Raw genomic sequence first — 21,043 nt, 5'->3', positions numbered from 1 at the left:
ACCAGAGCTGCACTGTTAACGTTATTTGCTTGGAGCTAAGTATGAAATCTTTAATCACCACACAACATGGACAGGTTTTGATTGCAAATGGGGATATCACTGTAGAAATAAACGGTGATAAACGACTCCTTGCACAAGGTGAACAACTTCCTGTTGGCGCTGCATTATTTATAGAAGAAAGTGCAGAGTTAGAGATCGTGTATGAAGATGGCACTAGCTACTCCAATCAAGCTTCAGCAAGTGAAGTAACCTCTTTATCAGATATAGACTTATCTGCTATTAATGAAATACAAGCTATTCAAGACCAAATTTTAGCTGGTGAAGATCCAACTGAAGGGCCAGAAACTGCGGCAGGTGCTGGCACCAATGGTAATGAAGGAGGAGACTTCGTCTCTCTGGGACGTAACGGAGATGAAACCCAAGCAGATTCTGGCTTCAATACTGCCGCCGCCCCCCAATCGAACTTCTCAGTATTCAATAACGAAGGCATCAGAAGCAATGACTCGCCTAGCATCATTAGCAATGATAGTTACACCATCGAAGAAGATGGTGTCGCCACAGGCAATCTGTTAGACAATGACTTTGATAGTGATACTGAACTCACAATCGATACATTTTCCGTTGATGGCGACACTTTCACCGCAGGAACAGAAGCAGAACTTGAAGGTGGTACGTTAGTCATCAACGAAGACGGCACCTTTACATTTACACCAAACGACAATTGGAACGGCACGGTTCCAGATATTACCTACACCACTAATACTGGCGGGACAGCCACTGTAACCATCGAAGTAACACCTGTAGACGATCCAAGCATCCTAGCTAACGACAGTAATACCGTTGCAGAAGACACCGTAGCCACAGGCAATGTATTAGATAACGATTCAGACATCGACAGCGACCTCTCCGTTATTAGCTTCAAAGTGAACGGTGAAACCTACACAGCAGGCACGACCGTCGAACTTGAAGGCGGCGAACTGGTCATCAATGCGGATGGCTCTTATACCTTCACGCCAAATGACAACTGGAACGGCACAGTACCTGTCATCACCTACACCACGAATACCGGCTCTACTGCGACTCTGACCATCACCGTTGACCCAATCAATAATGACTTCAGCGATGACAATGAGAGTCGCACCATTGCCGAAGATAGCGCCCAGATCACTGGCAATGTCATTGATGGCAGCAGTGTTGATGGCCCATTAACGGTGACCACCTTCACCATCGCCGGTGACAACACGGTGCATACTGCCGACGGCAGTGACATTGACATCAGCGGCGTGGGCACCTTTAGCCTCAGCAGCACTGGCGTATACACCTTTACTCCCGCCGCCAACTACAACGGCAACGTGCCGGTGATCACCTACACCCTCACCGATGGCTCAGGTACCGATGACACCTCGACGCTGACGCTGACAGTCACCCCAGTTAATGATGACTTCAGCGATGACAATGAGAGTCGCACCATTGCCGAAGATAGCGCCCAGATCACTGGCAATGTCATTGATGGCAGCAGTGTTGATGGCCCATTAACGGTGACCACCTTCACCATCGCCGGTGACAACACGGTGCATACTGCCGACGGCAGTGACATTGACATCAGCGGCGTGGGCACCTTTAGCCTCAGCAGCACTGGCGTATACACCTTTACTCCCGCCGCCAACTACAACGGCAACGTGCCGGTGATCACCTACACCCTCACCGATGGCTCAGGTACCGATGACACCTCGACCCTGACGCTGACAGTCACCCCAGTTAATGATGACTTCAGCGATGACAATGAGAGTCGCACCATTGCCGAAGATAGCGCCCAGATCACTGGCAATGTCATTGATGGCAGCAGTGTTGATGGCCCATTAACGGTGACCACCTTCACCATCGCCGGTGACAACACGGTGCATACTGCCGACGGCAGTGACATTGACATCAGCGGCGTGGGCACCTTTAGCCTCAGCAGCACTGGCGTATACACCTTTACTCCCGCCGCCAACTACAACGGCAACGTGCCGGTGATCACCTACACCCTCACCGATGGCTCAGGTACCGATGACACCTCGACCCTGACGCTGACAGTCACCCCAGTTAATGATGACTTCAGCGATGACAATGAGAGTCGCACCATTGCCGAAGATAGCGCCCAGATCACTGGCAATGTCATTGATGGCAGCAGTGTTGATGGCCCATTAACGGTGACCACCTTCACCATCGCCGGTGACAACACGGTGCATACTGCCGACGGCAGTGACATTGACATCAGCGGCGTGGGCACCTTTAGCCTCAGCAGCACTGGCGTATACACCTTTACTCCCGCCGCCAACTACAACGGCAACGTGCCGGTGATCACCTACACCCTCACCGATGGCTCAGGTACCGATGACACCTCGACGCTCACCATCACCGTCACCCCTGAAAATGACACCCCAAGTATCACTTCCACCACCAGAGCTCGAGTCTCAGAGGAAGGGCTAGCAGATGGTCTCGTAGATGACACTGGTAACTCAGATGACACTAATTTTGTCACTGCTAGTGGCACTATCAGTATTGAAGATGTCGATGGAGATGCGCTTACTGTTGCCTTGTCTGGCCCAGCAGCTCCTGCAGACCCTGCTGATGCGTTAACATCGGGAGGCGAGACAGTTCAATGGTCTTGGGATGCAACAACAAATACATTAACTGGCTATACAGGCTCACAAACGGACAATTCATACCTAGCTGTGATGACTGTGGTACTCACAGCTCCAGCAAATAGCACATCTGGTGATTGGACTTACGATGTCACCTTGCTCGCACCTGTCGATCATCTCGATACCAGCAGTGAAGATGATTTATCACTCAGCTTTGGTATTACTGTTTCCGACGGTAACGGTGGTAGCACTCAAGGTAGCTTTACCGTCACGATAGAAGATGATGCACCCGAAATCACAGATTCTGTCGCTGAAGTTGTTACAAGCATAGATATCCCAGACAGCTTAATTGGTGAGTTTTCACTGACAGGAAGTGGTAATAGCGATTCACTCGATTTTGATGGCTTTACTATCACAGCACTTGGATTCACTTCCTCGACTGATTCAACCTTGATTGGAGCTAGCATTAACCAATCAGGTAGTGGTATCGGTGTTATTAGTGACGGTTCTCCGTACCACCCCATCGATAATGAAGTTGATTTCCATGAGTTCGCCGATGGTACTGGTGCTTCTGAAGAGATCATCATTACCCTAGATGCCGGCACTGTTGCTTATGGTGTCAATATTATATTTGCAAATATGTTTGGTGGTGAGCTTGAGGTTGGCGTAGTCGAGTTTTATCGCGATGGCCAGCTAATCGCAACACAAACATTTAGCTCAAATGCCGCAGATGGTGATTATGCTGAAGTATTTGAAGTGCTTGAGGGTGGCTTCGATACGCTAGTGATAAGAGCTACCGATAATGGCATCAATAACAGTACAGATAATAGTGACTTTACTATTAGCTCTATTGAGTTCCTTGGAACAACTGATGCGCAAGCTATAGGCTATGCCACGGGAACTGTAGCAACCCAATGGGGAGCCGACGACATAGGTTCATTGGCCTTTACCGGCACCGACGAAAATGCCCTGCTTACAGCCGATGGTGATACCATTTTAATCACTCAAACGGGTAATACTTTGCTGGGTCAAACGGCAACTGGTGAGCTTATCTTTACCGTTGAGTTTACCCCAAGTACCGGCCAGTGGGAGTTTTATCAGTATCAAGAGATTCAAGATCCCGCTGATGGCCAGATTGACTTTAATGTCGTCGCCACAGATGGCGATGGTGATACAACTACAGGGAGCTTTAGTGTTGAACTGGATAATTATTCCTACGACACAGGCACTTCTGGTGATGATAATATTACCGGCACCAGCGATCACGACGTTATCGTTAGTGATGTCACAGGCATCCAAGTTATCGAAGGTGAAAACTACAATATCGCCTTTATTCTCGATTCATCCGGCAGCATGGGCAGCACTAATGTAGATACAGCCAAAGATCAGTTACTAGAGATATTTAATACCCTTAAGGCTAGTGCTACGGGTTCTCATGCTGGTGTAGTGAATATCCTACTCGTCGATTTCGATACAGGAACTAAGGTTACCGTTTCAGTTAATTTGGCTGACGACAATGCTATTTCTAACTTAGAAGATGCTCTTGATACTATCTATAGCGGCGGAAGAACCAACTACGAGGCAGCATTTGAACTAGTCACAGAATGGCTAAATAATGGTGAGGCTGCGTCAAACGATGGCACGAATCTTACTTACTTCATAACCGATGGCAAGACCAACAGCTATGTTGTCGACACCTCACCGGATGATGTTTGGGTTTACTATTCATATGATAATCAGAATTATAAAAACTTATCAGACTTACTTTCAGATTACGTTCCGGGGCAAGAACTTGTATATGCTGGTAGAGTGATCGTTGACGAGTACGGCAATGTACGCTACTGGTCCAATTATGGCAATGAGTGGCAAAGCAGCTTACGTGGCGTCTTAAAAGAGGATGCCAATGGAGACTATATTGTTAGCCTGATAGCCAATGGAACAGATGCTGAAGCGCAAGCTCTTGCAGCATTTGCAGTTCTCAACACGGTTTCTGAAGTTGAAGCTATCGGCATAGGTAGAGGCATTGATTTAGCAGATCTACTCCCATATGACTCAAATGGTCGGGCTCATGCAAATATCGATGCAACAGATCTTGCTAACATCATTCTTGGTTCAGAACAAGCACTCAGTCAAGGCGATGATACCGTCGATACCGTAGCCGGTAATGACATCATCTTCGGCGACCTGGTCAAGTTCGATAATATCGAAGGTCAAGGATACGCCGCGCTACATAAGTATGTGGCACAAGAGACGCATCAAGCTGTCGCCGATACCTCAGTGCAAGACGTCCATGAGTTTATCTCGGCTAACCCTGGAGTATTCGATGTGTCTCGCACCGATGATGGCAATGACACTCTCTACGGCGGTCAGGGAAATGATATCCTCTTCGGCCAAGGTGGTAATGATATTCTTATCGGTGGTTTAGGTGATGATATTCTTATTGGCGGCCTGGGTGATGACACTCTCACTGGCGGTACTAGCACAGATGATGCTGGGGCCGATACCTTTGTATGGTCAGCAGGCTCTACCGGTATCGATCATATCACCGACTTTAACCTCAATGAAGATAAGCTTGATCTCAGTGACCTACTACAAGATAAAAATGCCGATAACCTCGGTCAGTACTTACTGTTCACCGTTGATGATGCAACCCATACAACCACCATAAAAATTGATGCTGACGGAGATGGTATTTTTGAGCAACAAATTGTTCTTGATGGTGTGGATCTATCAGCAGCATTCAATAGTGATAATGAAAATGACATTATCGAAGGGCTACTGGGCAATGGTGATGGAGCCTTGATTATCTCTGACTCTGATGCAGGTACAACATCTGCTATATTTGCTGAAATCTCTGACTCAACACCTAGCCATGATTATGACCAAGTTATTCATCTAGTCCCTTGAATAAATTAAATCTACCAATGGTCTATAGCAATATAGGCCAATATGATTAATAATTTCATAATATAAATGCAATAAATTCTTAGCATAATTCTTAAGGATAAGTTTAGGTGTCTGTAACTGCTTCTCAGAAAACTGAGCAATGGACAGTCTCTGCGTCACAAAGAGTCTCTGTCGATCCCTTGCTAGACAGTTTAGTCCTGCTTACCGAATATTTCGGTAGCCCATGCTCCAGCGAATCGCTGGCGGCAGGGCTTCCCCTATCCTCTAGCGTCCTCACACCGGATCTGGTTCCCCAAGCGGCTGGCCGTGCGGGCTTAACGGCGAAATTAACCCGTAAGGGGCTGGATCAAGTATCGCCTATCTTCTTACCTTGTATCTTGCTGCTTAAAGATAAGAAAGCCTGTCTGCTCAGGGAGATAGATTTCGATAACGACAAAGCCGTGATTCAGCTGCCAGAAACGGGTGGTGAACAGGTCTTATCCATAGAAGAGTTAGAAGCTATCTACGTCGGCTACTTATTTCTGGTTAAACAGCAATACCGTGGCGATATGGGCTTCGATGTTCACCAGCATGACACTAGCAGTCATTGGCTGTTACAAACCCTTAAAGATTCTGCGCCTATCTATCGAGATGCGTTAATAGCCTCGGTATTGGTTAATATATTCGCCCTGGTTTCGCCCCTCTTTATCATGAATGTCTACGATAAAGTGGTACCGAACCTGGCATTTTCATCTCTGTGGGTCTTGGCCATAGGCGCAGGAATTGCCTATGTGTTTGACCTTATCATGCGGCAACTAAGGGCCTATCTTATTGACGTCGCAGGTAAGAAGGTCGATATCATCGTCTCCTCACGACTCTTTGCTAAAGCCATCGGTATTCCATTAGAGAAGCGTGCACCGAGTGTCGGTGGTATGGCGAAACAACTGGGTGAATTTGATAGCATCCGGGAAATATTAACCTCTGCGACGATTACGACTCTGGTGGATCTCCCCTTCGCTATCTTCTTTATGCTCATCATCTATGTTGTGGCTGGTGATCTGGCGATTATCCCGCTAATAGGCGGCATCATCATTATCGGTTATACCTTAATCGTGCAGCCCAAACTGAAAGCGGCGATAGAAGAGAGTAATAAATTCTCCAGCCTCAAACATGGTCATTTGATTGAATCTCTCGCTTCTCTGGAGTCGATCAAATCCAGTGGCGCCGAAGGTCTGGTGCAGAAGAGCTGGCAGCAGATGATAGGTCATACGGCAAACTGGCAGTTAAAATCGAAGAAAATATCGACCTCTGTGACTAACCTAGCCAATTTTACCGTACAAATTTCAGTGGTGTGTGTGGTTATCTTGGGTGTCTATCGAGTCGCAGATAATGCGATATCTATGGGTGGCATCATAGCTGCGGTTATCTTATCGAGCCGCGCTATTTCTCCGCTGGCCCAATTAGCGGGCTTGATGACCCGAGGCAATCACACCGCCAGCGCTCTGCGTCAGCTAAATGAGATCATGGCTCAGGAAGATGAGTTTGAAAACAAGGGACACCTTGTCAGCCGCCAGCGACTGGAAGGCCAAATAGATGCCGATCATATCAGCTTCTCCTATCCTGGGTCTGAAAAGCCTATATTGCACACCATGTCACTGAACATCAAGCCCGGTGAGCGCATAGCCATCATAGGCCGTAATGGATCAGGCAAGAGCACCCTTGCTAAGATACTTGTAGGCCTCTACCAGCCGACAAAAGGAAGTCTTAGGTATGACGGGCTAGATTCAGCTCAAATACATCCTACAGACCTGCGCAGGAACTTTGGCTACTTGCCTCAGGATATCACCCTATTCCATGGCACCATAAGAGATAACATCTTGTTTGGCACCAGACAGGTATCCGAACATCAACTCATTAGGGCGGTACAGCTGTCCGGAATCAACCTGTTTACCGATCTGGAGACCGAAGGACTAGATCAACAAGTTGGCGAAGGCGGTCAATCCCTCTCCCGCGGTCAGAGACAGACTGTCGCGTTAGCGAGGGCGACCTTGAATGATCCTCCGGTGCTGTTAATGGATGAGCCCACGGCCAGCTTAGATGCCAGAGCCGAGAAGCAATTCATTCGTGCGATGCAGAATGTCAGTCGGGACAGAACCTTACTAATTATCACCCATAAAATGCATCTGCTTAAACTGGTGGATCGCATCATAGTACTGGACCGAGGCCATCTCATCGCAGATGGTCCCAAGGACGAGGTATTGGATAAACTGAGTACAGGCTTACTCTCAGGAGCCGAAAAATGACTAAGCATCTGACGACACAAGATTTAGAGATGGTCGATGACGTATACGGCGCCATGATGACCGACGCGCCGACTATCCATAGATTGATCATTTGGTCACTCGCGGCCATGATTGTTTGCTTTCTGGTTTGGGCCTATTTTTCTGAGCTGGATCAGGTCACCACAGGCATGGGAAAAGTCATCCCCTCCTCACAGATCCAGATGATTCAGAGTTTGGATGGCGGCATCATGCAGGAGATGTATGTCAAAGAAGGCATGATGGTCACTAAAGGTCAGGCGTTAATGCGCATCGATGACACTCGTTTTCGTTCTGACTATGATCAGCAAGCTCAAGAGGTATATAGCCTACAAGCCAACGTGGTCCGTTTATCGTCCGAATTAGCCAGCATCACTATCACCAGCATGTCTGTCGACTGGAGAGAGCAGGTCAAGATAACCCCAAGGCCATTGCAATTTCCCGGAGAGTTAATCCAGCAGGAGCCCGCCTTAGTTCAACGTCAGTCTAATGAATATTCAGGCCGATTGGATAGCCTGATTAATCAACTGGAAATTTTAGCCCGCCAGATACAGCAGAAACAACAAGAGTCTAAAGAGTTAGCGTCAAAGATAGATACACTTTCAAGAAGTTATCAGTTGGTTTCCCGCGAACTGGAACTCACCAAGCCCTTAGCCGATAAGGGTATCGTGCCTGAGATCGAGTTGATAAAAGTCGAGCGTGTCGTCAACGACATTCGAGGTGAGCTCGCTTCTCTTAGATTATTAAGACCCAAACTCAAGGCTTCTCAAGATGAAGCAATATTAAAAAGGCGCGAAGCCGTATTAAATTTCGCGGTTGACGCCAGAACCCAACTCAACGAACTGCAGACCAAGCTTTCTCGAATGAACGAGGCACAGGTCGGTGCACGAGATAAAGTAAATAAAGCAGTGATAAAATCACCAGTGAATGGAACAATAAAAACAATTCACATCAATACATTAGGTGGAGTAGTCCAACCTGGCATCGATATAATAGAAATTGTCCCATCGGACGATCAGTTGCTTATCGAAACGAAAATACTACCGAAAGATATCGCATTTTTACATCCTGGCTTGCCCGCCATAGTCAAAGTTACCGCTTATGACTTCACCCGTTATGGGGGATTAAATGGCGTTGTGGAGCATATTAGTGCAGACACAACACAGGACGAAGAGGGAAACAGTTTCTATCTTGTAAGGGTTAGGACTGATTTATCAAGTTTGACTAAGGACGATGGCACTAAAATGCCGATTATACCTGGTATGTTGACTTCGGTTGATGTGATTACTGGGAAAAGATCCGTTCTAGAGTACATACTTAATCCAATTTTAAGGGCAAAAGATACGGCGCTCAGAGAACGCTAAGCCCAAGAAAATCGACCTAGAGGGGTTAACATGAAAACCAGTACTATTCGGCAGTTAAAACGCAGCGCTCTGGCGTTAGCCGTTGGTGCGCTGATATTACCAGCCTCGGCATATAGCCAAACACTGGAACAAGCTGTCGCGCACACACTAGATACAAACCCAGAAATTCGTATCGCCTTCAACCGTTTCAAAGCCCGTGAAGAGCAAGTTAATCAGGCAATAGCCGGTTATATGCCTACGATAGACATCAGCGGTGGCTATGGCTGGGAACAGACCAATAGCCCGTCGACGAGAAGAAAAACAGGCCAAGGTGATGTAGATAATGAAGGTGTTATCGAGCTAGAGCGTGGCGAGGCCGGTTTTAGTATCAAGCAGATGCTGTTCGATGGTTTCTATACCTCGAGCGAAGTCGACAGATACAGCTTCGAAGCCAGCGCCGAGCAGTGGGCACTGTTTGCAGCTGCAGAAGATATGGCACTGAATGTTGCTAAGGTCTATGTAAACTATATAAAAAGTGAGCAAATCCTCACTCTGGCAGAGAAAAACCTTCTCAGTCATCAAGAGATTTTTGCACAGATCAAAGAGAGGACCGACTCAGGTTTAGGCTCAATTGCCGACCTATCCCAGATCACCGGGCGTCGGGCTAGGGCTAATGCCAATGTGCTCTCGGCAAAAAATAACTTCTATGATGCCAGGGCACAATTTGTGCGAGTGGTAGAGAAGCAACCTGAAGATCTGATTGTGCCGGTTCCCGATGATGACATGATACCGGAAGATCTTATTACCAGTGTTAAATTGGCCCAAGATAATCACCCTATATTGAAATCGGCCACCAGTGACATCAATGCCGCCAAGAATGAACGTGAATCGGCCCGATCTAATTACTATCCTAAATTATCATTAGAGCTTGATGGTAACTGGAATAATGATGTGGATGGTGAAGATGGCTTCAACCAATTTCGACCAAACATTGGCGGACACAGCAACGATCTCATCGCCATGGTGAGAATAAAGTACAACCTTTTCTCGGGCGGTAAAGATCGTGCCAGAGAAAAAGAAGCCAGCTACAAGATAGGTGAAGCCAAGGAGATCCGCGAGCGTGCTTATCGTCAAGTCGTCGAAGGTGTCAACCTAGCCTGGAATGCTTACGAGTTATTAGTGCCACAGAAAATGTATATTCAAGAGCATGTGATCGCCGCCAAAGATACTCAAGTCGCGTATAGCCAGCAATTCAATTTAGGCCAACGTACCTTACTCGATTTGCTCGACACCGAGAACGAGCTATTCGAAGCACGTAAGGATTATCTTGAAGCCGAATACGACGAAATTCTATCTGAATACCGTATTTTAAATGCTACGGGTCGACTACTTGAGTCTCTGCGAGTCACTCGCCCGGATGTATGGCAAGGCGAACGTAGTTACGCAGGAGGAGTAAACTAATGAAAACCTTCATCACACTTTTAGCCATCACCCTGCTAAGTGCATGCTCAAGCATAGTGACTATGGATGGCAATACCACACAGATTCACGATCTTAACGATATGGACCAAGACGGTGTCATTGTCGCCCGCGAACGCTGTAACGATACTGTTATGGGGGCAACTATTGACAACTATGGTTGTGGCAAGGTAAAGCCCATTCACCAGCGCTCTGAACTGAAAATATTATTCGCCAACGACTCCTACTACATAGCTCCTCTGCATTACGATCAAGTTGAAGTCATTGCGAGTTTTATGAACGAGTTCAAAAATACTAAAGTCACCATCGAAGGCCACTGTAGCAAGACTGGATCTTACCAGCACAACTTAAGCTTGTCGCAAAATAGAGCCGATGCTGTGACCTCGCTATTGACCGAACGTTTCAGTATTGCCCCCGATAGGCTAATCGCGATAGGTTATAGCTACGATCGTCCAGTTGATGAAAGTGGCACCCATAGAGCCCAAACTCGAAATAGACGCGTTATTGCCGAAGTCACTGGAGAAGACACAATGGCAGATATGAAATGGCATATCTATACCGTCGATGAAGGCAAGGAATAAGGAATTTAACAGAACACCATGAAAGGCAGGCTTAGTCGTAAATTATCATGCAAGAAAGTCTGCCGGTTCATCATAGTGGCACTGGCTCTAGCGGCTTCGTGCCTATATGCCTCCCCCACGCAAAAACTGAATAAAGAGCACATAGTCTCGACTCTCGAGTCGAGATATGGTGAACGAGCGGGAAAAAGGGCCAGGGCCTGGTTTAAGGTACTCGATAACGCTCAAGGTCTCAGCGAAAGAGAGAAGCTCACTAAGGTGAATAACTTTTTCAATCTTTTCCGTTTTATTGATGACATCAAGCTCTGGGGTGATAGCAATTATTGGTCTACCCCTATGGAGTTTATTGGTGTCAATGGCGGCGATTGTGAGGACTTCTCTATTGCAAAATATTTCACCTTGCTTCAGCTAGGCATACCTGAAGATAAACTGAGGATTACTATGGTAAAAGCGACCACAGTGAATCAATATCACATGGTGCTTGCTTACTATGAGAAACCCTCTTCGATTCCTTTGGTACTCGATAATTTAGATAGAAAAATAAAACCTGCGACTCAAAGAAAAGACTTGCTGCCGGTATACAGTTTTAATGGTCGACAGCTATGGCTAAACAAAGAAAAAGGACGAGGCGTTCTTGCTGGTTCATCTAAGAAACTGGCGAAGTGGAACGATCTCAAGTATAGATTGGGTGTCGAAAGACTCAGAAAACCCAAATTAAGATTGGAGTAGCTAGAAAGATGACACTGTTTCGACAGATATACTCACTACTGTTTGGCCTATTTTTATTAGTGGTGGCAAGTCTAGGCTATGTACAGTTTACAGAGACACAGAACTTTCTGACCAAACAGATGGAGTCAGATCTCAACAATACCAGTAACTCTTTAGGGATCATGTTAATTCCGGATCTTGAAGCGGGTGATATTGTCGGCGCCGAAACCTTGATTAATGTTATCTTCGAGGGTGGTTACTACCAACAAGTTAAACTCACCTGGCTTGTCGATGGAAAACAGCAAGTGTGGGAAAACCCAGTCAATATTCAAGGTGTGCCACAATGGTTTATCGATCTGGACTTTTTTGAAACCATCAAGAAGGAGAGCACGATTACATCGGGCTGGATCCAACTTGCCCGATTAGAGATAACCGCCCACCCGGGATTTGGTTATCACGAGTTATGGGGTACCATAACTAACGCTATCATAATGTTTTCTATTCTTTTCCTTATCGCCATAGTCTGTGCACGTGTGGGTCTCACCTGGATCCTAAGACCCTTGCACGAGATCGCCGAGCATGCCAAAGATATCGCCCAGCGTAAATTTGGCCCAGACATGAAAGTCCCCAAAACCATGGAGCTGAAATCTGTGGTACTCGCCTTTAATAGCATGTCGGATCAACTCAAACAGATCTTTAACTCTCTGGATGAAGAGGTTTGTGAGCTGAAAAAGAAAAACCTGATCGATCAAGTCTCTGGCTTACCTAACCGTCAATATATGATGGGCCACTTAAGCAGCTGGCTTAGTGAGCCTAAGAGTGGTGCCTTATTGATGGCAAAATTTGACTGGTTAGAAGAAGTGCACAGTAAATACGGATACCAGGTCAGAGACGAAACTATAAAGTTACTTTCTCAGAAGATGAAAGAGCATTTAGACGTTATCACCACCTCAGTTATCGCTAGAATCTCGGCTTACGAATTTGCATTTTTAATTTCCAGCGCAGAGCACGAGCAAACCAGTAAATACCTGCAAACATTAATTCGCACCATAAATCAAGAGATGTCTAAAGCTGGCTGTAAGCCAAATGAAAACTTCTCCATCGGTATTGCCGAGCGTATTGGGCAGATGTCGGTGTCAGATATCTTAGCCCAAACTGATAACGCCCTGCAAAAAGCAATCAAAGAAGATAAGGTTTTTCACTGGTTCGAAACCAGCGAGAAGCAACTATTTACTCGTGAACAATGGCGTGAACATCTGAGTAATGCGATTAATAAGCGACAGTTCAAATTTAAATGGCAAGCTGTCCATCTCAATGATGGTGATTCTATTAGCCAGAGAGAACTCTACTGTCAGTTGGAAATCGGCGATAAAACCATACATGCTGGCCAGTTTATGCCCTATATAGAACTGCTGTCTCTGGGTGCCCTGCTCGATAAATGCCTTATCGAAACCCTAACCACCCAAAAGTTACTCGAAAGAAATTATGAACCGATTGCCATTAACTTAACCTTCCACAGTTTAAGCAATCCCAAATTCCATGAATGGTTAAATGGCTTTTTACGCACATCTAGCCTTTCTGAGCGGATCTGTTTCGACATTCCGGAAGCTGGCGTATATAGCGATCCAGACTCTTGTGAAGCCCTATGCACTATTATTCGTGATAATGGTGCCCGCTTCGGTATCGATCACTTCGGTCGCCAATTTGGTTCCATGGCCTACTTACAAACCCTCAGACCGAGTTATGTGAAACTCGACCAGTCCTTCGCTTATTATGACGAGAGTGAACATAGTAGCGAACTGTGTCGAGCCTTGATCAATGTCGCTAGAGGGTTAGATATTCAGGTCATAGTCACAGGTATAGAAGAGAAGCAGCAATTAGAACGCTTCATACCACTAAAAACTAGTGCCTACATGGGCTATATCCATCCCCCAGTGGAAGTTGAAGAAATCTAGCGCCATATATACTTACCAGTCATTAAAAAGGCCTCAGAAAACTTCTGGGGCCTTTTCTTTTATACAAAGTAGGATTCGAACCTCTGGTCCACTCTTACTCTCTTTTATAAAGAGGAAATCGGGCTGCGCTAATCACAGTTAAACTTTAACTTCAAATACCGAACCTAGATTCAATACTTTTAAATGTGGTCGGCCATGCAGTCATAAAAAGAGAGGATTCTAATCCTCTAGCCAATTTTAAATAACAAAAAAGCCCTTCGATTTCTCGAAGGGCTTTCTAGTAAAGTGGTCGGCCTGTATTTATAAAGAGTTAGGATTCGAACCCTCTGACTAACTATTAGGCCTAAACGAAAAAAACCTCGTCAAATGACGAGGTTTTTTCGTAAAGTGGTCGGTGATAGAGGATTCGAACCTCTGACCCTCTGGTCCCAAACCAGATGCGCTACCGGGCTGCGCTAATCACCGTAAACTTGTTTATTGAAACTTAGTGTGGTCGGCCCTATCTTTTATAAAAAGCAGGATTCGAACCTCTGACCCTCTGGTCCACTCTTGTTTCAAATCGGGATGCGCTACCGGGCTGCGCACTTCTACTCATTAAGAGTCCGTAAATCTTTATTTATTGAAACTGAATGTGGTCGGCCCTATCTTTTATAAAAAGCAGGATTCGAATCACTGACCCTCTGGTCCACTTTACTCTCTTTTATCGAAAGTAAATCGGGATGCGCTACCGAGCTGCGCACTTCTACTTAAGAGTCCGTAAATCTTTTTAACTTCAAATACCGAACCATAGATTCAATACTTTTAAATGTGGTCGGTGATAGAGGATTCGAACCTCTGACCCTCTGGTCCCAAACCAGATGCGCTACCGAGCTGCGCTAATCACCGAGAATTTGTATCTTTAAAACTGCCTTATCTAAAATCTAAATAAGGGATTGAAATGGGGTGACTGATGGGGCTCGAACCCACGACAACCGGAATCACAATCCGGGGCTCTACCAACTGAGCTACAATCACCACTGACTTTCAACTTCTAACAACTTTCTTCACTAACTTGGCGTTCTGTTCAATCTGGTGCACCCAGAAGGATTCGAACCCTCGGCCTCACCCTCCGGAGGGGTGCGCTCTATCCAGCTGAGCTATGGGTGCCTGCCTTGTTAGCGGCGCAAATAATATAAATTATTTGCCTCGCCGTCTACAGTTAAAATCATTTTTCTCGTCTGTTTGCTCACATTTTGACTAACTTGAGTAAAATAATCCATTTAGAACGATTTTCAAACTGTCAAACAGTCAAAATAATGACTTGGCACTGTTGTTTTTTCGTGCTATCAATACCTATTGTGCAAATTTAGTCCAAATCCTAGCTCTCATATAATAAATAGCGATTGGCGGAAATCATGTTTAGGGAAGAATTGGTTCAACATTCACACCGTGAAGCTGAACGTTTACAAAAAAGGATTACTCGCTTAAAGAGTCTGGCTGTTAAATACAAGCGAGCCGAACTCACCCAAAATCTACTGTTAGAGATCTCAAACCTAGCCGCTCATGTGGACTCGCCTAGAGCGTTTTTCTCAGAAGTTCATCGCTCGCTAAATTTACTTCTTCCAGCAGATAATTTTTTCGTCGCCTTGTTAGACCCAAGCTCTAACAAATTGAATATTCCTTTTTTCCTCGACGAAAAAGACCCGCATCCCAACAAGATCTATTCTATAGATGAAATTTCCGAGACCCTATTAAGCGGCCTCACGGGATACGTGATCAAGTCAGGTGACACACTTCTTTGTGATAACACCACCTTTGAGCAGCTTCTCGCCGCTAAAAAAGTTGTCAGTAGAGGAGCACCATGCCACCTTTGGTTAGGCGTGCCGATTAAAGTCAATAATCTGGTTCTGGGTGTATTAGTAGTACAGAGTTATTCCCCCGATATCACTTTTTCCGAAATGGAGATAGAACTGCTTCACTTTGTCAGTGATCAAATCTCAGGTGTGCTAGAGCGTTTAGAACATAGAGAACAGCTGGAACAGTTGGAACAGGCAATAGAGCAAAGAACCAAAGAGTTAAGCCTTGCTTACGACAAGCTCAAGAGTGAAGTGTTTGAAAGACGTCGCGCCGAGCGTCTGCAGAAATCTTTATTCGAGATTGCAGATCTTGCCACCTCTAACCTAGATAGCGACTCCTTCTATTCGGAAATTCATCGAGTGATCAGCCATCTAATGCCTGCGAGTAACTGCTACATAGCCCTGCTCAACGATAAGCTGACTCGTATACACTTTCCTTTTTATGTGGCTCAAAACAATTCTACGGCCCCACAACCTAGGGCCTCATCTGATGGCCTAACTGAGTACGTCATCAAGAACCGTCGGCCTTTGTTACTTCAACGTGCCGATCTTGATGGCTTGATAAACGCTGGGATTGTCTATTCCAAGATGCCTGAACTCGACTATACCCAAGACGTATACCAGTGGATTGGCATCCCCTTATTTATCCATGGGCAGGTTCGTGGCGCCTTAACCATCTATAGCCTATGCATGTCCCAGAGTTACCAAGACAAAGATCTCGATCTGCTGACTTTCGTTTCTCAGCACATAGCCACCGCGATAGAGAAAAAACTCTCCGCTGAATCGCTTAAGTCCAGCTACGAACAACTAGAAGAGAAAGTCGTCGTTCGGACCCGGGCTCTGGCTATGTTAAATCAAGATTTAGAGAAAGAAGTAGCCCAAAGACGTAAAGCGGAAGAACAACTTGTTTATGACGCGAGTCACGATAGCCTGACAGGGCTACCAAATCGCGGCATGTTTATGGAGCGCCTGACACAAGCCGTAAAACATATTCGCCGACATGGACGAGATCGCTTCGGTCTGCTATTTATCGATCTCGACAGATTCAAGCTCATTAATGACACCTTAGGTCATCAGCAAGGTGATCGTTTTCTGGTTGAGACCTCAAGGCGCCTACGCCTGTGTATTCGCGATAATGACACCTTAGGGCGGATCGGTGGAGATGAATTTGTGATCTTACTCGACAGCATCAAGGGCACCCATGATGCCAAAGAGGTTGCAGAGCGTATTTTCACTGAATTATCACGCCCCTATGAATTAGCCAACCAAAGTTTCACCTCAGGTGCCAGTATAGGAATCGCATTTAGCTGTAATCATAAATCAGACACGGCCGAGTCCCTATTGCGTGACGCCGATGCAGCCATGTATCAAGCCAAGTCCAAGGGCAAAGGTTGCTATGTTATCTTCGATGATAAGTCGCATCGACAGCTAATCAAAGATGTCGAACTTGAAATTGAATTAAAACACGCGATATCGAACCGAGAGTTACACCTGAGTTATCTGCCGATTCAAAATTTAAAAAATCTATCTACGGTAGCCTTAGAGCCACGTTTGTATTGGAATCATCCTTTGCTAGGTAAAGTAAAGCAGGTCCAGCTCAATAACATTGCCGAACATTGCAACTTAACCACCGAACTGGATATTTATTTACTGGAAAAACTCAACTCAGATCATCAGCTGCTGCGCGAACAATCCTTAGACCACCTTCCCTTACATCTCAACATTGCAGCCAAGCACCTGAAGCATAAACATACCGTCAGACAGCTGAAAAATAAACTTAAGGAACTTATATTCCCCCCTGAGCAACTGTGGCTATTTTTCGATGAGAAAGGGTTTATCTTAGATACGGATAACCATATCAATGCATTTGATATTCTGCAAAGGCTAAAGGTTAATCTTGGGCTGACAGGTTATGGCAGTGCCCATAGCGCCTTGAGCAGCTTAACCTTCTTACCACTGCAAGGCTTAAAGCTTGACCCTAGTTACACCACTCATCTCAACAGTGAGCAACATCTTAAGCTATTAAAGGCCCACTACTTAACCGCCCAGGCGTTAGAATTGGTGGTTTTTGTGGATGGAATTGGTGCGATACAGCAAAAAGAGACACTGCTGGAGATAGGTTTCGAGCTAGGTCAGGGGCAAGCCCTTGGCAAAGTCATTCATCTGAACTCTATCACTAAGGATTTAGCTTGCGCTTAACTCTATGTCGTTAAACATAATAACTCGATCTTATTTCCAGCCATAATGCATAATATCGTTTATCTAAGGGCTATTTTTTAAACATATCTCTCAAGTTAGCGATATTAGACTTGCTGGTTGCCTGCCTCTGATTCTCGCTCTGCACTTGTTTACGATTTTCCCAGATGAGATCATCCTGAGGGAGTTCCAACAAAAAACGACTCGGCTCACAGCGAAGAGTCTCACCGAACTGACGACGTTCACGACAAACTACAAACCAGAGCTGTTGTTGCGCTCGGGTGATGCCAACATAGGCCAGACGACGTTCCTCATCGACATTACCCTCATCTATGCTGCTTTGGTGGGGTAATATTCTCTCTTCGGTGCCCACCATAAACACGTAAGGGAACTCCAGGCCTTTAGAGGCGTGCAGCGTCATCAACTGAACCTGATCACCATTCTCATCCTCACTGTTACGCTCCATCATGTCACGCAAGGTTAATCGGGTAACCACCTCAGGTAAGGTCATGCCTTCGTCAAGTTCATCTCCCTCGAGCATCTCAGTGACCCAGCGATACAACTCGGAGATGTTTTTCATCCTCATCTCCGCCGCCTTGGAACTGGTACTGGTCTCGTAGAGATAGTCATCATAATTGATATTGCGGATCAGGTGCTTGATGGCCTCGATGGGCTCCCCCCGAGTCACAGTTTCACCGGTATCGACAATAAACTTGCCGAACTTGTAGAGAGAAGCCATGGCCGCTGAGGGCAGATGATGATTCAACTCAGGATCGAAGCTGGCGTCAAACATAGAAATCTGTCGTTCATTGGCAAACGTGCCTAAACGCTCCAGAGTTGATGGGCCTATTCCACGTTTAGGCAGATTCACCACACGCAGGAAGGCATTATCATCATCAGGGTTAACCACTAGCCTGAGATAGGCCATGATATCTTTGATCTCTGCCCTGCCGAAGAATGAGGTGCCACCACTGAGTTTGTAGGGGATGCGGTTCGTCATCAGCGCCCGCTCCAGCAGGCGAGATTGATGATTGCCCCGATAGAGAATCGCATAATCGCCAAATTGGGTTTTGCCCATAAACTTGTGACGTATCATCTCGGCAATGACCCGCTCCGCCTCCTGCTCCTCGTTAGCGGCGATCAATACCCGTAGCGGCTCACCATAGGGAAGCTCACTAAACAGTGTCTTCTCGTATACATGAGGGTTATTAGCGATAAGAATATTGGCGGCTTTTAAGATCCTTTGGCTAGAGCGATAGTTCTGCTCTAGCTTAATCAAACGCAGAGTGGGAAAGTCTTTACCCAATAACACTAGGTTCTGTGGCTTCGCCCCTCGCCATGAATAGATAGATTGATCATCGTCGCCCACCACGGTGAAACGGGCTCTGTCTCCCACCAGAAGCTTCACCAACTCATATTGGCTGGTATTGGTATCTTGATACTCATCCACCAGCAGATATTGAATACGGGTCTGCCAGCGCGTTCTCACTTCTGCATTGTGCCTGAGTATGAGTGTCGGAATTAAAATCAGATCATCAAAATCCAGGGCATTGTAGGCCTTCATATGCTGGGCATATCTTACGTAGAGAGCGGCAAACAGTTGTGATTGTTCATCCTTAGCTATCTTCACCGCCTGTGTTGGGATCACCAGGTCGCCTTTCCAATTGGAAATCGTCGACATCAAGGATCTGAGTAGATCCTTGTCTCCATCGAGCTCATCTTCGGTGAGGTCTTTGAGCAGGGCCAAGGTATCTTGATCATCGAACAGGGAAAAACCCGCTTTGAGGCCAACGACCTTATGCTCCCTCTTGATAATCTCCAAGCCCAGAGTATGAAATGTCGAGATCCATAAGCCGCGTGCCTCTTTACGCCCCATGGATTTCGCTACACGCTCCTTCATCTCACGTGCAGCCTTATTGGTAAAGGTCACCGCCGCGATGGTCTTAGCCTTGTAACCACAGTTTTGTACCAGATGAGCAATCTTGTTGATGATCACTCGAGTCTTACCACTACCCGCCCCCGCAAGTACTAGGCAGGGGCCGGATACATAATGTACGGCTTCATCTTGTCTGGGGTTTAGCTTCATGGGGTTACTTTTACCAAGATTAAAAGGGGTTTTGAGCAGGCGATCATACCAGAAACTCTCACGTTTCAATCTGACAATTTATATTTCTTCGCCAGTTTAATTATTTACACATTGAGAATTAGGCTAGGTAATCCCCTGACATAGAATATGTGAATGAAGCGGGTGTCGCCGCCAGCCATATCTTAAAAGACAGCCGTGTAGGCACGCTGGAGCAAAGATTCAAGCGCATCTGGTTTAATATTGTCGATTTTGGTCGTCAGCGCACACAGACAAATCTCAGCTACGAGCAGTATATTCATCTGCAGGGCATAGACTCAGATCCCCATCAGACGTTCGAAAAAACAACTTTTGGCGCTGCTACATATGTTCTTCGAAGAAGGTAAGGCTCAAGGCCTGTTTCACTCCCTGAAAAACAAGGCTCTCTATGCCATTTCTCTGGAGCCCGCCGTTGCTCTCGGACGCAGCATACGTCGTGGTCAATTAAAATACGATAAGGCAGAGCTAGAGCTTGTCTGTAATTTATGCTGGCAAACCATTACCTGTTCAACTCATTCACTCGATACACTGAAAGTCTAAGTTTTAAGTTTTAAGTTTTATAACACTAAGGCCTGAATAGTGAATTCAGGTCTTTTTATTTTCCAATAGCGGGTATGCTCAGGTACAATCCAGCTAATATTAAAAGAACTCGTATTAAAATCATTAGCCAACGGCGGACCATAGATAATGTTCAATCCAAAGAAAATTGAAGAAGTTGCCAAGCAATTAGCCGAAAGCCTGCCTAGCGGTCTAAAGCAATTCGCCGGTGAATTTGAAGATAAGAGTAAACAGATCCTGCAAAACCAATTGATGAAGTTGGATGTGGTATCCCATGAAGAGTTTGAAGTGCAGCAGCATGTTTTACTCAAGACCCGTGAAAAGCTCGAAGCCCTACAGGCGCAGGTCAACACACTAGAGAAGCGACTCAACCAGAGTGACAGCGAATAAGCTTAACCTTATATCAATCGATATAAGACATGACACAAATCAAGAGCG

Annotated in this window: 12 protein-coding genes and 4 tRNA genes; 11 read left to right on the top strand and 5 right to left on the bottom strand. The window is 45.9% G+C overall.

Going from position 1 to position 21,043, the window contains the following annotated elements; genetic code table 11:
• The first annotated feature begins 41 nt into the window (after window positions 1-41).
• The 7 genes from KT99_RS01250 (at window position 42) to KT99_RS01220 (ending at window position 13,894) form a co-directional block, all read left to right on the top strand.
• The gene (locus tag KT99_RS01250; protein WP_005496167.1) at window positions 42-5,534 is read left to right on the top strand and encodes a retention module-containing protein; all 5,493 of its coding nucleotides are present in this window, start codon (window positions 42-44) and stop codon (window positions 5,532-5,534) included.
• Window positions 5,535-5,641: 107 nt separating this feature from the next.
• Complete coding sequence (locus KT99_RS01245) at window positions 5,642-7,816, top strand: type I secretion system permease/ATPase (protein WP_005496165.1); 2,175 nt, start codon at window positions 5,642-5,644, stop codon at window positions 7,814-7,816.
• A complete protein-coding gene (locus KT99_RS01240; protein ID WP_005496163.1) occupies window positions 7,813-9,195 on the top strand; it encodes an HlyD family type I secretion periplasmic adaptor subunit in 1,383 nt (460 codons plus the stop codon). The genes KT99_RS01245 and KT99_RS01240 overlap by 4 nt, the downstream gene beginning before the upstream one ends.
• A 30-nt stretch (window positions 9,196-9,225) precedes the next feature.
• A complete protein-coding gene (locus tag KT99_RS01235) occupies window positions 9,226-10,635 on the top strand; it encodes a TolC family outer membrane protein (protein ID WP_005496161.1) in 1,410 nt (469 codons plus the stop codon).
• Window positions 10,635-11,234: an OmpA family protein gene (locus KT99_RS01230; protein WP_005496159.1), complete on the top strand. Its 600-nt coding sequence runs from the start codon at window positions 10,635-10,637 to the stop codon at window positions 11,232-11,234. Before KT99_RS01235 ends, KT99_RS01230 begins: the two co-directional genes overlap by 1 nt.
• A gap of 18 nt (window positions 11,235-11,252) precedes the next feature.
• Window positions 11,253-11,960: a transglutaminase-like cysteine peptidase gene (locus KT99_RS01225; protein ID WP_005496157.1), complete on the top strand. Its 708-nt coding sequence runs from the start codon at window positions 11,253-11,255 to the stop codon at window positions 11,958-11,960.
• 8 nt (window positions 11,961-11,968) lie between these two features.
• The gene (locus KT99_RS01220; protein WP_005496156.1) at window positions 11,969-13,894 is read left to right on the top strand and encodes a bifunctional diguanylate cyclase/phosphodiesterase; all 1,926 of its coding nucleotides are present in this window, start codon (window positions 11,969-11,971) and stop codon (window positions 13,892-13,894) included.
• Between the two features lie 388 nt (window positions 13,895-14,282).
• On the opposite strand, the gene KT99_RS01215 is transcribed toward KT99_RS01220, so the two are convergent.
• The 4 genes from KT99_RS01215 to KT99_RS01200 all read right to left on the bottom strand — a co-directional run bounded on the left by KT99_RS01215 (window position 14,283) and on the right by KT99_RS01200 (window position 15,040).
• Window positions 14,283-14,359: transfer RNA gene (locus tag KT99_RS01215), tRNA-Pro, on the bottom strand.
• Window positions 14,360-14,702: 343 nt separating this feature from the next.
• A tRNA-Pro gene (locus KT99_RS01210) sits at window positions 14,703-14,779 on the bottom strand.
• 53 nt (window positions 14,780-14,832) lie between these two features.
• Window positions 14,833-14,908 (bottom strand) — tRNA-His (locus tag KT99_RS01205).
• Window positions 14,909-14,963: 55 nt separating this feature from the next.
• Window positions 14,964-15,040: transfer RNA gene (locus KT99_RS01200), tRNA-Arg, on the bottom strand.
• Between the two features lie 248 nt (window positions 15,041-15,288).
• On the opposite strand from KT99_RS01200, the gene KT99_RS01195 reads away from it, so the two are divergent.
• Window positions 15,289-17,928: a sensor domain-containing phosphodiesterase gene (locus KT99_RS01195; protein ID WP_005496154.1), complete on the top strand. Its 2,640-nt coding sequence runs from the start codon at window positions 15,289-15,291 to the stop codon at window positions 17,926-17,928.
• Window positions 17,929-17,998: 70 nt separating this feature from the next.
• Here the strand turns inward: KT99_RS01195 and rep are convergent, their stop codons facing one another.
• Window positions 17,999-20,011: a DNA helicase Rep gene (gene rep / locus KT99_RS01190; RefSeq protein ID WP_005496152.1), complete on the bottom strand. Its 2,013-nt coding sequence runs from the start codon at window positions 20,009-20,011 to the stop codon at window positions 17,999-18,001.
• A 149-nt stretch (window positions 20,012-20,160) separates the two neighbouring features.
• Here rep and KT99_RS22465 point away from each other — a divergent pair, with 149 nt between their 5' ends.
• From KT99_RS22465 to ubiK, 3 genes are all read left to right on the top strand, one after another.
• A complete protein-coding gene (locus tag KT99_RS22465) occupies window positions 20,161-20,394 on the top strand; it encodes a hypothetical protein (protein WP_005496149.1) in 234 nt (77 codons plus the stop codon).
• On the top strand, window positions 20,375-20,587 hold the full coding sequence (locus KT99_RS22460; RefSeq protein WP_005496147.1) for a hypothetical protein: 213 nt from the start codon (window positions 20,375-20,377) through the stop codon (window positions 20,585-20,587). Before KT99_RS22465 ends, KT99_RS22460 begins: the two co-directional genes overlap by 20 nt.
• A gap of 147 nt (window positions 20,588-20,734) precedes the next feature.
• Window positions 20,735-20,995: a ubiquinone biosynthesis accessory factor UbiK gene (ubiK, locus tag KT99_RS01180; RefSeq protein WP_005496146.1), complete on the top strand. Its 261-nt coding sequence runs from the start codon at window positions 20,735-20,737 to the stop codon at window positions 20,993-20,995.
• Window positions 20,996-21,043: the final 48 nt, after the last annotated feature.

Source organism: Shewanella benthica KT99, assembly GCF_000172075.1.
Lineage (GTDB): Bacteria > Pseudomonadota > Gammaproteobacteria > Enterobacterales > Shewanellaceae > Shewanella > Shewanella benthica_A.
The sequence above is the reverse complement of the archived record's forward strand: the minus strand, read 5'-3'. Positions and strand labels throughout refer to the sequence as shown.